This is a genomic window from Pseudomonas sp. BCRC 81390 (genome assembly GCF_030341915.1).
In the GTDB taxonomy this organism is placed as follows: domain Bacteria; phylum Pseudomonadota; class Gammaproteobacteria; order Pseudomonadales; family Pseudomonadaceae; genus Aquipseudomonas.
Genome location: NZ_JATAAG010000009.1, coordinates 24,409 through 37,947, shown reverse-complemented (window position 1 = coordinate 37,947; position 13,539 = coordinate 24,409). Strand labels below are relative to the sequence as shown.

The window sequence follows — 13,539 nt, the reverse complement described above, 5'->3', positions numbered from 1 at the left end:
CCATGGAGCCGTTGTCGCACTATCTGCTGACCCAGGCCTACAACAATGGCTGGGCCAACCACCGCCTGTACAAGGCCTGCCTGCAACTGACCCAGGATGAATTCGTTGCCCCGCGCTGCAGCTTTTTCCCATCGATCAAGGCCACCCTCAACCACCTGCTGACGGTGGACTGGTTCTACCTGCACATGCTCGAGTGCGAGCAACGTGGGGAGTTGCCCGACGCCGATGGCGAGCGCTTCTTCGAACCGGAACAGCCGTTTGCCACCTGTACCGACCTGCAGGCCGAACAGGCCCAGGCCGATCACCGGCTGATCAGCTATTGTCGTGGTTTGCATGATGACGAACTGGGGCGCTATTTGAACATCGTGCGGCCCGACCGGGTACAGCGCGAGCAACGCTTGCGCCTGCTGGCACACCTGTTCGAGCACCAGGTGCATCACCGAGGGCAAGTGCACGCGATGCTCAGCGACACGGCAATCCGGCCGCCACAGCTGGACGAATTTTTCTGCGAGGAAGAAGCTGGCTTGCGGGCAGGCGATTTTGCCGAATTGGGCTGGACCGAGGCGCAAATCTGGAAAGGTTAGGGGGCTGCAAAGCAGCCCCTCGACTACCGGTTCATTTGCTCAGCCACTCGACCAGCGTCCGGTTGAACCGCACCGGCTCTTCGATCTGCGGCGCATGGCCCATGCCTTCGAAGGTGATCAGTTCACCCTTGGGCATCAGCTTGGCCACCTGTGGCCCCAGCACGGCGTACTTGCCCAGCCTGGCCTTCACCTCCGGCGGCGCGATATCACTGCCGATGGCCGTGCTGTCCTGGTCGCCGATCAGCAGCAGGGACGGCATCTGCAGGTCCTTGAATTCGTAATACACCGGCTGGGTGAAGATCATGTCGTAGATCAGCGCCGAATTCCATGCCACCGCTTCATGCCCCGGCCCCTGGTTGAGGCCGACCAGCATCTGTACCCAACGCTCGTACTCCGGCTTCCAGCGCCCGGCGTAGTAGGTTTTGCGCTCATACTCGCGTACACCGTCGGCGTCCAGCTTGAGTTCGCGGGCATACCACTGGTCCACCGTGCGGTAGGGCACGCCCAGGGCTTTCCAGTCTTCCAGGCCAATGGGGTTGACCAGCGCCAGGCGTTCCACCTGTTGCGGGTACATCAGCGCGTAGCGGGTGGCGAGCATGCCGCCGGTGGAATGGCCAAGCACTATGGCCTGCTTCACGCCCAGCTGTTCGAGCAGGGCGTGGGTGTTGCTCGCCAGTTGCTGGAAGCTGTACTGGTAATGCGCCGGCTTGCTGGCGCTGCAGAAACCGACCTGGTCGGGGGCGATAACCCGGTAGCCGGCCTTGCTCAAGGCATCGATGGTGGTTTCCCAGGTGGCGGCGCAGAAGTTCTTGCCGTGCATCAGCACCACGCTGCGGCCGTTGGCCTGGCCCTGGGCGGGTACGTCCATGTAACCCATCTGCAGGGCCTGGCCCTGGGACTGGAAATTGAAATGCCTGAGTGGGTACGGGTAGCTGAAGCCTTCGAGTTGGGGGCCGTAGGTGGGCGACTCGGCGGCGATGGCCGGGCTGCCGACAAGGCAGGCCAGGGCCAGGGCGGTTGCGCGCAGCATGGGGGCACTCCGTGTAGGACCATGTAGGAATAGGCGACTGTAACAGTCGATGGACCACACGGAGCGGGAAAGGTGTTACCAGGCATGAAACCGGTCAGGCTGGTTTTTCGCCTGCTGTATCAGTGCCGGCGCGGGTGGCCGGTATCAGTAGTTGGCGACCACGGTGTCCTGGCCATCCTGGGTCACGCCGATGACCTGGTAGGCATCCTTGTGATCACCCATTTCCATGCCCGGCGAGCCCATCGGCATGCCCGGCACGGCCAGGCCCTTGAGGTCGTTGCGCTTGGCCAGCAGGCGTACCTGTTCGGCCGGCACGTGGCCTTCGACGAACTTGCCGTCGATCACCCCGGTGTGGCAGGACGCCAGGCGTGGCGCCACGCCCAAGCGCTGCTTGACCGCGCTCATGTTCGGCTCGACGTGGTCATTGACGGTGAAGCCGTTGTCGCGCAGGTGGCTGATCCAGGCTTTGCAGCAGCCGCAATTGGGGTCGCGGTACACGTCGATGGTCTCGGCGGCCTGGGCCAGGCCGGTGACGGCCAGCAGGCCCAGGGTCAGCAGGTGTTTGCGCAGCATGGGGAAGCACTCCTTCCAGCGGTAGGTCAGCCGCTTAGTGTAAGCGGCTTGCAAGATGTTCGCCCCTGGCAGCTGTCAGGCAGCTGAGACGCACATTACAGGATTGTCAGCTGGCCACCTCGTCACTGCCGAGGTCGCGCATCAGCAGGGCGTAGTCGAGGACCACCTGCTCGGGAATCGGCAGGTACACCACATGGCCGTCACCTGGCGCCACCTTGATCGGCTGCTGCTGGCGGTTGCACAAGCGGTGCAGGTCGAAGTGGTAGTTGCCGCGCGGCGTCATCAGCTCCAGGTGGTCGCCCACCGCGAAGCGGTTTTTCACTCGGACTTCGGCCAGGCCATCGACACGCGCCCCGGTCAGCTCACCGACGAACTGCTGGCGCTCGGATACCGAGTTGCCGCGCTGGTAGTTCTGGTATTCGTCGTGCACATGGCGGCGCAGGAAGCCTTCGGTGTAGCCACGTTGTGCCAGCGACTCGAGGTTGTCCATCAGCGCGCGGTCGAATGGCCGCCCGGCCACCGCGTCGTCGATGGCCTGGCGGTACGCCTGCACGGCACGCGCGCAGTAGAAGTGCGACTTGGTGCGGCCCTCGATCTTGAGCGAGTGCACACCCATGTCGGCCAGGCGGGCGACATGCTGGATGGCACGCAGGTCCTTGGCATTCATGATATAGGTGCCGTGTTCGTCCTCGAATGCAGGCATTTCGCTGCCGGGGCGGTTGCTCTCGCGGAGCAGGAACAGCTGGTCGGTCGGTGCACCCAGGCCCAGGGTCGGTTGTACTTCGCGCACGATGTCGCCGGTCGCATTCTCGGTGGCGGGTGTGGCGTCGTACTTCCAGCGGCAGGCGTTGGTGCAGGTGCCCTGGTTGGCATCGCGCTTGTTGAGGTAGCCCGACAGCAGGCAACGCCCGGAATAGGCCATGCACAGGGCGCCGTGGACGAACACCTCCAGCTCCATGTCCGGCACTTGCTGGCGGATTTCCTCGATTTCTTCGAGCGACAGCTCGCGCGACAGGATGACCCGGCTCAGGCCCAGCTGTTGCCAGAACTGCACGCTGGCCCAGTTGACCGTATTGGCCTGCACCGAGAGGTGCACCGGCATCTGCGGGAAGTGCTGGCGCACCAGCATGATCAGGCCAGGGTCGGACATGATCAGCGCGTCCGGCGCCATCTCGATCACCGGCGCCAGGTCCTTGAGGAAGGTCTTCAGCTTGGCATTGTGCGGGGCAATGTTGACCACCACATAGAAGCGCTTGCCCAAGGCATGCGCTTCCTGGATGCCCAGTGCCAGGTTGGCATGGTCGAACTCGTTGTTGCGCACCCGCAAGCTATAGCGCGGCTGGCCGGCGTAGACCGCGTCGGCGCCATAGGCAAAGGCGTAGCGCATGGTCTTGAGGGTGCCGGCGGGGGCCAGCAGTTCGGGCTTGGCGGTAGGGTTCATGTGCGCACCGGGGCAAAAAGCGCGGATGCTAGTGCTCACGGACATTGCGAGTATTGATTTGCATCAAGGAAAGCGTGGCACTTTTACCCACGCGGCGCGCACTAATATCCCAGAAGCCACGCGAGGACAGGCGATGAACGAAACCGCTTTACAGAACCGAGCCCTGGCAGTGCTCCTGGCGCTGGTGACCATTGCCTTCGTATGGATCCTGCTGCCCTACTATGGCGCGGTTTTCTGGGCGGTAATACTCGGCATCCTGTTCGCCCCGTTGCAGCGCCACCTGTTGATCCGCTTCGGGCGCCGACGCAACCTGGCTGCGGCCACCACCCTGCTGGTGTGCCTGCTGGTGGCGGTGTTGCCGGTCATCATCACCAGCGCCCTGCTGGTGCAGGAGGGCGCCGTGTTGTACCAGCGCATCGAGAGCGGGCAACTGGACATCGCCGGCTATGTCGAGCGCGGCAAGGACATGCTCCCGACCTTCGCCCAGCGCGGCCTGGACAGCATGGGCATGGGTAACCTGGACGGGTTGCGCGACAAGATCAGCAAGTGGGCGACCCAGGGTAGCCAGGTGCTCGCCAGCCGGGCATTCAGCTTTGGCCAGGGCACGTTCGAGTTCGTGGTCAGTTTCGGCGTCATGATGTACCTGTTGTTCTTCTTCCTGCGCGAAGGCGCGGAGGTCGCCCGCCGGGTGCGGCTGGCGGTACCACTGCCCGAGCAGCAGAAGCGCCGCCTGCAGTTGAAGTTCAACCGTGTGGTGCGGGCGACGGTGAAAGGCAATGTACTGGTGGCCATTACCCAAGGGGCGCTGGGCGGCTTCATCTTTTGGGTGCTGGACATTCCCAGCGCGCTGGTGTGGGCGGTGCTGATGGCGTTTCTGTCGTTGCTGCCGGCGGTGGGCGCGGGCATCGTATGGGCGCCGGTAGCGGCGTATTTCCTGCTGACCGGGGCGATCCTGCCGGGGGTCATCCTGACCGCGTTCGGCGTGCTGGTGATCGGCCTGGTGGACAACCTGCTGCGGCCGATCCTGGTGGGCAAGGATACGCGCATGCCGGATTACCTGATCCTTGTGTCGACCTTGGGCGGGCTGGCCGTGTTCGGCCTCAACGGTTTTGTCATCGGGCCGTTGATCGCGGCGCTGTTCGTGTCGAGCTGGGCGATCTTCGCCGCGACCAAGCCACAGGTGCAGTTGCCGGAATAGGAGGGATGGGCCGCAGCGCGGCCCCGATGAAGGTTCAGGATGCCTGCGGCATCTCGCCCTTGGCCAGGCGCCGGTTGATATCGGCGATCACTTCGGGCAGTTCGTTGATGGTGTCGATCAGGTAGTGCGGACGGGAGCCGGCGAACAGCGCGTGGATGCGCTGGCGTTCGCTTTCCAGCTGCTCGGCGCTCAGCGCGCGGTAGCCTTCCCAGGTCAGCCCCAGGGCATTGCCCGAACACACCAGGGCCACGGTCCACATGCCGGCACGACGGCCTTCGAGGATGCCCGGCACGGTGTCGTCGACCTTTACGCAGGCTGCCACATCGTCGATGCCCAGCGCGATCACGTTGGCCAGGGCCTGGGCCGGCCAGGGGCGGCCGTTCGGGGTTTCATCGGTGGCCACCACGTGGTCGGCCACATAGCCGTTCTGTGCTGCCAGCGCCACCACCTTGTCCATCACCACTTTCGGGTAGCCAGAACACGAGCCGATCTTCAGCCCGTCCTGACGCAGCCCGGTGAGGGTTTCCAGGGCGCCGGGGATCAGCGCCGAGTGCACGGCGATCTTCTCGATCTGCAGCGGCATGAAACGGTTGTAGATGGCGGTGACATCATCATCGGTCGGGGTGCGGCCGAACACCTGGCGGTAACGCTCGGCGATTTCCGGCACATCGCACAGGGTGCGAATGTGGTCCCATTTGCCCATGCCCATCGGGCCGCGGGCTTCCTCGATGGAGACCTGCACATCGAATTCGGCGAAGGCTTCGACAAAGATCTGGGTCGGGGCGAAGGAGCCGAAGTCGACCACGGTACCGGCCCAGTCGAGAATGGCGGCCTGCAGTTGGGTGGGGTTGCTGTAGTTCATGTGCGCTGATTCCTGAATTCGGGTGGGCAACGGGTCAGATATCCAGTACTTCCATTTCCCGCAGCGCGTCGGCCACGGCATTCACGGCGGCTTGCATGCCGTCCGCCCCGACCACGCCAATGCAGCCGACGCGGAAGGTTTCGACCTGGGTCAGCTTGCCCGGGTAGAGGATGAAGCCCTTGGCCTTGACCCGCTCGTAGAAGTCCTTGAACTGATAGCGGGCATCGTTCGGCGCATGGAAGGTGACGATGATCGGCGCCTGGATCTCGGCCGGCAGGAAGCTGCGCAGGCCGATGGCGGCCATGCCGGCGAGCAGGGTCTTGCAGTTGTCGGCGTAGCGCCGATGACGCGCTGGCAGGCCCCCTTCCTCGTTGTACTGTTGCAGCGCTTCATGCAGCGCGGCCACCACATGGGTTGGCGGGGTGAAGCGCCATTGGCCGGTCCTGGCCATGTAGGCGTGCTGGTCGTGCAGGTCCATGGCCAGCGAGTGGGCATTGCCTTCGGCGGCGGCCAGGGCGGCTTTTTCGGCGAACACGAAGCCCATCCCTGGGACGCCTTCCAGGCACTTGCCGGAAGCGGCGATCAGTGCCTCGAAGGGGATTTCGCGGGCATCGATGGGCAGTGCACCGAACGAGCTCATGGCGTCGATGATCAGGCGTTTGCCGTGGCCTTTGACTACCTGGGCGATCTCGCGCAGCGGGTTGAGAATGCCGGTGCTGGTTTCGCAATGGATCAGCGCGACATGGCTGATCGTCGGGTCGGCGGCCAGCAGGCGCTCGACATCGGCGGCGGTGGTCGGTTGGTCTTCTGCGGTTTCGAAAGTGCTGAAGGCGCGGCCGAGGACCTTGCAGATCTTCGCCAGGCGTTGACCATAAGCGCCGTTGATCAATACCAGGACCTTGCCGTCACGTGGCACCAGGGTGCCGATGGCGGCTTCCACGGCGAAGGTACCGCTGCCCTGCAGGGGGACACAGTGATGGCTGGCGCTGCCATCGATGATCGCCAGCAGCTGCTCGCATACGCTGGCGGTCAGCTGGTTGAAGTCGCGGTCCCATGAACCCCAGTCCACCAGCATGGCTTGGCGGGTGCGCATCGATGTGGTCAGGGGGCCGGGAGTCAGCAGAATCGGGGCGTTGCTCATGCCGTTATTCCTCGCAAGCGGTGGGCTGAAACTAGCGGGCCTAGGTTGCAATTCAGGCTTCTATCAATCAAATTGTTTGTTGTTATCCAAGCTATAAGTCAGGCTGATACGCATGAACCTGTTCCAGTTGCGCGCTTTCGATGCGGTCGCCCGTGAGGGCAGTTTTACCCGTGCTGCGGCGCGCCTGTTCATCAGCCAGCCGGCGGTGACCGGGCACGTGAAAGCGTTGGAGGAGCACTACCAGATCACCTTGCTGCGGCGTACTGCGCGGCGGGTGGAGTTGACCGAAGAGGGCACCCGCCTGGCGGCTATCACCCGCGCCATGTTCGGCCTGGCCGAAGAGGCGCAGGTCATGCTCGAGGCCAACCGCCAACTGCTGACCGGGCGCCTGGAGGTGGCGGCCGATGGCCCGCACCGGGTCATGCCGATGTTGGCACTGTTGCGCGAGCGCTACCCGGGCATTACGGTCAACCTGCGCCTGGGCAATGCCCAGGAGACCCTCGCGGCACTGCTTGGCGAACACGCCGATGTAGCGGTGCTGACCGAGATCGAGCCGCGCAAGGGCCTGCACTTGCAGAACCTGTGCGAGTCGCGGCTGTGTGCCTTGCTGCCGGCCGGGCATGCCTGGGCCAGCGGCGAGGGTGACCTGCCGCTGGCGGCGCTGCACCAGCAGATCATGGTGCTGCGCGAGCCGAACTCCACCACCCGTCGCACCTTCGACCAGGCGTGCAGCCAGGCCGCTGTGCAGCCTCGGGTATTGCTGGAGCTGGACAGCCGTGAAGCGGTGACCGAGGCCGTCGCCTGCGAATTGGGTATCGGCGTGGTGTCGTCGACCGAAGTGGCCAATGACCCACGGGTAGTGGCGCGGCCATTGGCCGGTCGAGGCCTGGTCAATCAGCACCTGGTTGGTTGCCTGGAGCGCCGCCGTGAGCTGCGCCTGATCCAGGCCTTCCTGGGCCTGGCTGCGGGGCTGTGATGGCTGTTTTGCATGGGGCGGCCTAAGATGGCCGGAATTGAGCGGACACCGTCGTCGATGAGCGAAAAAGACACTATTTCCATGCAGCTGGTGCGTGAAGCACTGTTGCAGACCTGCCCCGCTGGCGAGCCCGACAGCGGCCTGCTGGCCAGGGCTGGCATCGCCGTCGAACAACTGCACCTGCCACAGGCCCGCGTCAGCGCCGAAGCCTATGCCCGGCTCTGGCGCTTGCTGACGCGGCGCTGCAACGACGAATTCTTCGCCATGGACCCTCGTGGCCTGCGTAGCGGCAGCCTGGCCTTCATGTGCCGGGCCAGCATGGCGCAGCCGACGCTCGGCGCCGGCCTGGACACCGCACTGGCGTTCCTCTCGCTGATGCTTGAAGACCTGCAGCCGAGCCTGGTGCGCCAGCAAGGCCTGGCCGAGATCGTCATCAACGAACCGCGTGACGCGCCACGCCGGGCCTTCACCTATTTCACCTTCTGGATGATCGTGCACGGCGTAACCTGCTGGCTGGCCGGGCGGCGCATCCCGATCCTGGCCATCGACCTGCGTTGTGCCGAGCCGCCGTTCTGCGATGACTACCGGGTGATGTTCTCGGAAAACCTGCAGTTCGAGCGCCCGCGCACGCGCATGATCATTGCCGCCGACAGCCTTGACCTGCCGATCCGGCGCACGCAGGAAGAACTGCAGCGTTTTCTTGCCGAAGCCCCCGGCAATATCCTGGTCAAGTACCGCGACCCAGCCAGCTTCGCCCGGCGTATTCGCCATGACTTGCTGCATCAGGCCCCTGGGCAATGGCCTGATGGCGACAGCCTGGCCCGGCAATTGTGCCTGTCACCATCGACCTTGCGCCGCCGTCTCGCCGAAGAAGGGCAGACTTACCAAGGCCTCAAGGACAGCGTGCGACGGGAACTGGCGATTGCCTGGCTGAGCGGGGAAGAGGCTGCCCTGGGCGAGATCGCCGAACGCCTGGGCTTTGCCGACAGCAGTTCGTTCTACAAGGCATTCCGAAAGTGGTTCGGCTGCAACCCCGGGCACTATCGCGCATTGATCCAGGCCCGCGCCCCGGGGCGTTGAGGTGCAGGCCTGGCTGCCAGGCGGCAGTTCCAGATGCACGATACTCTTCCCTCTGCGTTGTGCCTTGTCATTTGTACAGCATGACCGGCCCTGCTCAACACTCAGGAGCCACTCATGCCCGCTGCCACTGCCAGTCACGATCAATTCATAGGAGCCCGGTTGCCGGCCTGGCTCAAACGCGCTTCGCGAGCGCAGATCAACACCCTGCGTAACAGCCTTAACGCACATCATGCCAGCCAGGCCCGCCTGCGTGGGCTGATGCATGATCTGCTGCCGCCGCCGCAGTTCGCCGAAAAGCGCCTGACGGCGTTGCTGGATGCGCCGTTGCCGGATGGGGTGGCGTTCGCCCAGCTCGAATGGCTGCAGGTGGCACCGCGGTTCGGCAGGGTTCCGGGCACACTGATACAGATTTACGAATACAGCGAAAGCCGTGAAAACGGCCTGCAGCGGTTAATGCGTAACTTTGCCGCAGGTACCAGCTATTTCAAAGGCACAGGGCTGGTGCTGCCAGGCCGGGATCAGCCCTTGACCGCATCGCTGGACGCGTTCATCGCAGCGTGCCGCGAGCTGGATGTGGGGCGGTGCTACCAGGATGAGCTGCGCCGGGTGTTCAGCCCGGCTACCCAGGCGATCCTGGCTGAGGACAAGCGCTCGGGCCTGAAGCTTGCGATCGAAGTGGCCGCATTACAAGGCGACATCAGCGCCGAGGTCCAGGTTGCCCTGCGCGAGGTGGTAGACCACGGTCAGGTGCATCGCCCGCAAGGGCTCAAGGGTGCCCCCAGGCTGCTGACGATGCTCGGGCAACCGGTGGCGGACGGCTTGCTGATTCAGTTACGTGATAACAGCGACGTGGAGCGGGGTACTGTGCTGTACCTACCCAGCGATCCACAGCAAGCCTTGCGTCACTTCGAAACGCCGGCGGCCATGAACAACGCCATCGCGCAGCAGTTGCAGAAGAAGGCCTACCGGCAGTACTTCACTCAGCTGATAAGCCTGGAGCAGCGCGCAAGTTTCCTCACGCTGCTCGGCCAACGCCTGCGTGACGAGCGGCCAGACTTGCAGCTTGCAAGCGTGCCGCAGGAAGGCAGCATTTTCACCCAACTGGCGACCCTGCAGGTACAGCGGGTCAAGGATGACGCGCGTCTGTTGCTGGTCTCGAGCGCCGATGCCGACAGCCTCGCGGTACAGGCCAGGCACGCCGAGTGGAAAACCGTAGGGCTGGACCTTGCGAACCTGGCCGGGTTCTTCATTCCGGTGGTGGGCGCCTTGCTGATGGGGCAGCTGGTGGTCCAGGTCTGCTCGGACGTGTTCGAAGGGGTGACGGATTGGGCCAGGGGCCACCAGCATGAAGCGCTGGATCATTTGCTATGCGTCGCCGAGACGCTGGCGGCCACAGCGGCTACGGTGGCGGCGGCCGGTTTCCTGCGCAGCGCTTTCGTTGAAGGCCTGGAGCCGGTCAGCATGGGCAACGGGGAGAGTCGCCTGTGGCGCTATGACCCTGCCCAGTACCGCTCCATGCCAGACACCATCGATTTGCATGAAGACGGGCGCTTTGCCGTGGCTGAGCGCCGCTGGGTGCGCATCGACGGGCATTACCTGGAGGTGCACAAGCCCGTTGCCGATGGGCCCTATCGGTTGCGCCATGCCTCGGTGGATGGCGGTTACGGCCCGGTGGTGCTGCACAATGGCGAGCGCGGCTGGCGGTTGTTGCACCAGCAGCCGCTAACCTGGGAAGAACCTGGGGCGATGCTGGATGTGCTGTGGCCACAGCATCCGGCCATCGAGGCTGGGCAGGCCGAGCAGGTACTGCAGGTGGCGGGTGTCGACCTGGAAGAGCTGCGTGGCGTGCTGGTGGAGAACCGCCGCGCCCCGGTAAATCTTGGGCAAACCCTGCGGGCTTTCCAGGCACAGGCACGCATTGAAACGTTCTTCGCGCGCGCTCGCCTGAACACCCTGATGCCGCCCGACAGTGAGCTGCTGGCCTGGTGTGAGGGCCTGCCGCAGGTTGGCAAGGGGCTGGCCAAGGTGCTGGAGCATGAAGCTGAACTACGGCCGCAACTGTTTGCCCAGCTGACGCAGCAGCCATTTGCCGAGGACCCGCTTACGCTGTTGGTCAGGCGTGACTTTCCAGGGTTGCCTTCGGCCTATGTGAAAGAAGTGGTCGGGCAGGCAAGCGAACTGGAGCGGGACATGGCAAGGATCGAGCAACGCTTGCCGTTGAACTGTGCGCACGCCGCACGTTCGTTGTTGCGTCTGGCCCGGCTGAACCGGGCATTGGCCGGGCTATACCTGAGTACCGGCTACAGCGATGAAACGGGTGAGCTGGCGCTGGCCTTGCTCGATAGTCTCGATCTCGAAGACGTCGCGATCGACCTGCGTGAGGGCGGGGTGGATGGCCGCTCGATCAAGCTCCTCGGTAGCGCCGGGCAAGGTCAGGCCGACAGGATACTGGTGCGCAGCAATGGCCGGTTCCAGCTTTACAACGGCCTGGGCGAGGAGCAAACGGTCACCTTGGCCGACCCCGGCTGCATCTTCGAGGCCATCTTCGCCGCGCTGACGCCCGCGCAGCGGCCAGGCATCGATTCGGCGGAGCAGTTGCGCGAGCGGCTGCTGGCACAGTTGCCTGCTTCGCATTGGGGCGTGACCCGCATGCTTGGTTGGCCAGAGCAGCGCAGCTGGTTCAACCCGGGCCGTCGTCTGCCGGATGGACGTGTGGGGTACCCCCTCAGCGACCATCCCGCCGCCAACCCCAGGGACGAACAGGCGATAACTCGCGACCGCCTGCGCGCGCTCTATCCAGGCCTGGACGAGCCAGCGCTCGATGAGGAGCTGGCGCGCCTGCAGCAGGGCGAGCGCCCGATATTCGAGCAACTGGTGCAGCTGCAGGACGACCACGACCAGTTGGTCCGGCAGCTGAACCGCTGGGTCGCCAGCGAGTTGCAGGAAAGTCGCCAGGCCGCGCGCAGGTTGGGCGCAGACAGCATCTTGCGGGCATGGCGACTACAAGGTGAGGTGGTCGCGGCTGGCGAGGGTCGAGCGCAGGGACAGCGCTTGTCGCTGACAGGCACGCAATTGCGCACGCTGCCATCGTTGCCGCCGCAGATCGAGTTTCATCGCGTCACGGTGCTGAGCCTTCACGATACGCTGGTCCAGGATATCCCGGTCGATTTCCTGCGCCCGTTCACTGCCCTGACCGAACTGAACCTGAGCGGCAATCAGTTGCTGCGCCTGCCTTTGGGCATCGCTTATCTGCCGAATGTCCAGGTGTTGCGCCTGGCACATAACCAGATCCGGCTCGATGCTCAGGCAATCGAGATCCTCCACGGCCTGCCCAATCTGGTCCACCTCGACCTGAGCTACAACCGGCTGGAGGCGCTGGACCTGAGGTTTCACCATTTCTCCCGGTTGACCAGCCTGAACCTGCGCCATTGTCGGCTTGGCACATGGCCACAGTACTTGGAACTGTGTGGTTCGCTCGAGCGTGCCGACCTGCGTGACAACCAGTTGCGCACGGTGCCGGACGATATCCAGCTGATGCCCTACGCATTCCGCCGCGCCATCCTGACAGATCGCAATCCGCTGTCGCGCATGGCCTTGCAGCGGTTGTATGCCCTTGACGTCATCAACGAGCACGGGCATTCGCCTGAGACGCCTTGGCCGGTCGACCTGCCTCGGACGCTTACGCTGCTGACGGGTGATGCAGACGCGGCAGAGCAGCGGGTACGGCAGGCGTTGTGGCAGCGACTGCTGGAGCAACCGGCCAGCAGCCGGCTGTTCAAGCTGCTGGCTCGCCTGGAGTTCACCGCAGATTATCTCCAGGCGGGGCAGGGGCGAGCTGCCTTGATCGAAGCCGTGTGGCAAATGCTGGGTGCGCTGGACGCTGACCCGGTGCTCTGCGTACGGGTTTTCCAGCGTGCCGGCCTGTCGCAGTATTGTTCGGATGCGGTGGCCAGCCACTTCAGTGCACTGCAAGTGGAGGTAACCCAGGCCCAGGCCGTAACCCAGGCGCTAAACCCTGAGAACAGAAGCCGCTTGTTGGAGCTGGGCCGGCAGTTGTTCCGCCTGGAGCGGCTTGAGGACATCGCTTATCGGGATTGCCGGCAGCGTCGCTCGGCTAGCCAGCATGTCGATGAGGTGGCGCTGCAGCTCGCTTATAGAGTGCGCCTGCGTATTCGTCTGGGCTTGCCCAGCCAGCCCTATGCCATGCGCTATCCCGATGCTGTGGAACTGACGGACTCCTCGGTCGAGGATGCGTTCCAGCGGGTTACCCACGCGCAAACGCTCAGCGCGCTGACAAATAGCTTGAGCCAGCGCGAATTCTGGCGCCGCTACCTGCAGCAGCGGCATGGCCAAATGTTCGATGCCATCACGGCTGATTACAACCAGCGCTCGATTCAACTGCAAGCGGAGCGGCCCGCCTTGTCACCAGCCGAGTACGCAGCACGACTAGGTTTGCTACACGATCAGGAAACCGCTGAGATCGAGCGCCTGATCAGCGGGCTGACCCAGTCGTACCTGCGAGCCGCAGAGCGCGGCGAGGGCTGAGCCAAGGCGGCCAAACCGGTCATCCAGATTGACAGCTTTGGCCATTGTCGCCATGCCTGAGCAGCGCGAACATCGTCGGACCGATGGTTAACTCCAAAAACAACAAACC

At 64.1% G+C, this 13,539-nt stretch carries 10 protein-coding genes; 5 read left to right on the top strand and 5 right to left on the bottom strand.

Annotated elements, in window-relative coordinates; translation table 11 throughout:
* The first annotated feature begins 2 nt into the window (after positions 1-2).
* Positions 3-584: a DinB family protein gene (locus QSV36_RS03885; protein ID WP_289130028.1), complete on the top strand. Its 582-nt coding sequence runs from the start codon at positions 3-5 to the stop codon at positions 582-584.
* A gap of 31 nt (positions 585-615) precedes the next feature.
* On the opposite strand, the gene QSV36_RS03880 is transcribed toward QSV36_RS03885, so the two are convergent.
* From QSV36_RS03880 to trhP, 3 genes are all read right to left on the bottom strand, one after another.
* Positions 616-1,614 (bottom strand): alpha/beta fold hydrolase, encoded by a 999-nt coding sequence (locus QSV36_RS03880; protein WP_289130026.1) that lies wholly within the window; start codon positions 1,612-1,614, stop codon positions 616-618.
* Positions 1,615-1,758: 144 nt separating this feature from the next.
* Positions 1,759-2,187, bottom strand: a complete 429-nt coding sequence (locus tag QSV36_RS03875) for a DUF411 domain-containing protein (RefSeq protein WP_170029148.1) — start codon at positions 2,185-2,187, stop codon at positions 1,759-1,761.
* 106 nt (positions 2,188-2,293) lie between these two features.
* Entirely contained in the window at positions 2,294-3,628 is a 1,335-nt protein-coding gene (gene trhP / locus QSV36_RS03870; protein WP_289130025.1) for a prephenate-dependent tRNA uridine(34) hydroxylase TrhP, read from the bottom strand.
* A gap of 133 nt (positions 3,629-3,761) precedes the next feature.
* Here trhP and QSV36_RS03865 point away from each other — a divergent pair, with 133 nt between their 5' ends.
* Positions 3,762-4,826 carry an AI-2E family transporter gene (locus QSV36_RS03865; RefSeq protein ID WP_289130023.1) on the top strand — a complete coding sequence of 355 codons (1,065 nt, stop codon included), beginning with the start codon at positions 3,762-3,764 and terminating at the stop codon, positions 4,824-4,826.
* Positions 4,827-4,860: 34 nt separating this feature from the next.
* Here the strand turns inward: QSV36_RS03865 and phnX are convergent, their stop codons facing one another.
* Together phnX and QSV36_RS03855 are read right to left on the bottom strand one after the other, a co-directional pair.
* Positions 4,861-5,688 carry a phosphonoacetaldehyde hydrolase gene (phnX, locus tag QSV36_RS03860; protein WP_289130022.1) on the bottom strand — a complete coding sequence of 276 codons (828 nt, stop codon included), beginning with the start codon at positions 5,686-5,688 and terminating at the stop codon, positions 4,861-4,863.
* A 34-nt stretch (positions 5,689-5,722) separates the two neighbouring features.
* Positions 5,723-6,829, bottom strand: a complete 1,107-nt coding sequence (locus QSV36_RS03855; protein ID WP_289130021.1) for a 2-aminoethylphosphonate--pyruvate transaminase — start codon at positions 6,827-6,829, stop codon at positions 5,723-5,725.
* A gap of 112 nt (positions 6,830-6,941) precedes the next feature.
* Between QSV36_RS03855 and QSV36_RS03850 the strand changes: the two genes are divergently transcribed.
* The 3 genes from QSV36_RS03850 to QSV36_RS03840 all read left to right on the top strand — a co-directional run bounded on the left by QSV36_RS03850 (position 6,942) and on the right by QSV36_RS03840 (position 13,430).
* Positions 6,942-7,805, top strand: a complete 864-nt coding sequence (locus QSV36_RS03850; RefSeq protein ID WP_289130020.1) for a LysR substrate-binding domain-containing protein — start codon at positions 6,942-6,944, stop codon at positions 7,803-7,805.
* Positions 7,806-7,862: 57 nt separating this feature from the next.
* The gene (locus QSV36_RS03845; RefSeq protein WP_289130018.1) at positions 7,863-8,885 is read left to right on the top strand and encodes an AraC family transcriptional regulator; all 1,023 of its coding nucleotides are present in this window, start codon (positions 7,863-7,865) and stop codon (positions 8,883-8,885) included.
* Between the two features lie 114 nt (positions 8,886-8,999).
* Positions 9,000-13,430: an NEL-type E3 ubiquitin ligase domain-containing protein gene (locus QSV36_RS03840; protein WP_289130016.1), complete on the top strand. Its 4,431-nt coding sequence runs from the start codon at positions 9,000-9,002 to the stop codon at positions 13,428-13,430.
* Positions 13,431-13,539 lie beyond the last annotated feature (109 nt).

What these genes read in the sequence shown, in the direction of transcription:
- QSV36_RS03885 (WP_289130028.1), top strand. Translation starts at nt 3, where the DNA reads ATGGAGCCGTTGTCGCACTATCTGCTGACCCAGGCCTACAACAATGGC.
- QSV36_RS03880 (WP_289130026.1), bottom strand. Translation starts at nt 1,614, where the DNA reads ATGCTGCGCGCAACCGCCCTGGCCCTGGCCTGCCTTGTCGGCAGCCCG.
- QSV36_RS03875 (WP_170029148.1), bottom strand. Translation starts at nt 2,187, where the DNA reads ATGCTGCGCAAACACCTGCTGACCCTGGGCCTGCTGGCCGTCACCGGC.
- trhP (WP_289130025.1), bottom strand. Translation starts at nt 3,628, where the DNA reads ATGAACCCTACCGCCAAGCCCGAACTGCTGGCCCCCGCCGGCACCCTC.
- QSV36_RS03865 (WP_289130023.1), top strand. Translation starts at nt 3,762, where the DNA reads ATGAACGAAACCGCTTTACAGAACCGAGCCCTGGCAGTGCTCCTGGCG.
- phnX (WP_289130022.1), bottom strand. Translation starts at nt 5,688, where the DNA reads ATGAACTACAGCAACCCCACCCAACTGCAGGCCGCCATTCTCGACTGG.
- QSV36_RS03855 (WP_289130021.1), bottom strand. Translation starts at nt 6,829, where the DNA reads ATGAGCAACGCCCCGATTCTGCTGACTCCCGGCCCCCTGACCACATCG.
- QSV36_RS03850 (WP_289130020.1), top strand. Translation starts at nt 6,942, where the DNA reads ATGAACCTGTTCCAGTTGCGCGCTTTCGATGCGGTCGCCCGTGAGGGC.
- QSV36_RS03845 (WP_289130018.1), top strand. Translation starts at nt 7,863, where the DNA reads ATGAGCGAAAAAGACACTATTTCCATGCAGCTGGTGCGTGAAGCACTG.
- QSV36_RS03840 (WP_289130016.1), top strand. Translation starts at nt 9,000, where the DNA reads ATGCCCGCTGCCACTGCCAGTCACGATCAATTCATAGGAGCCCGGTTG.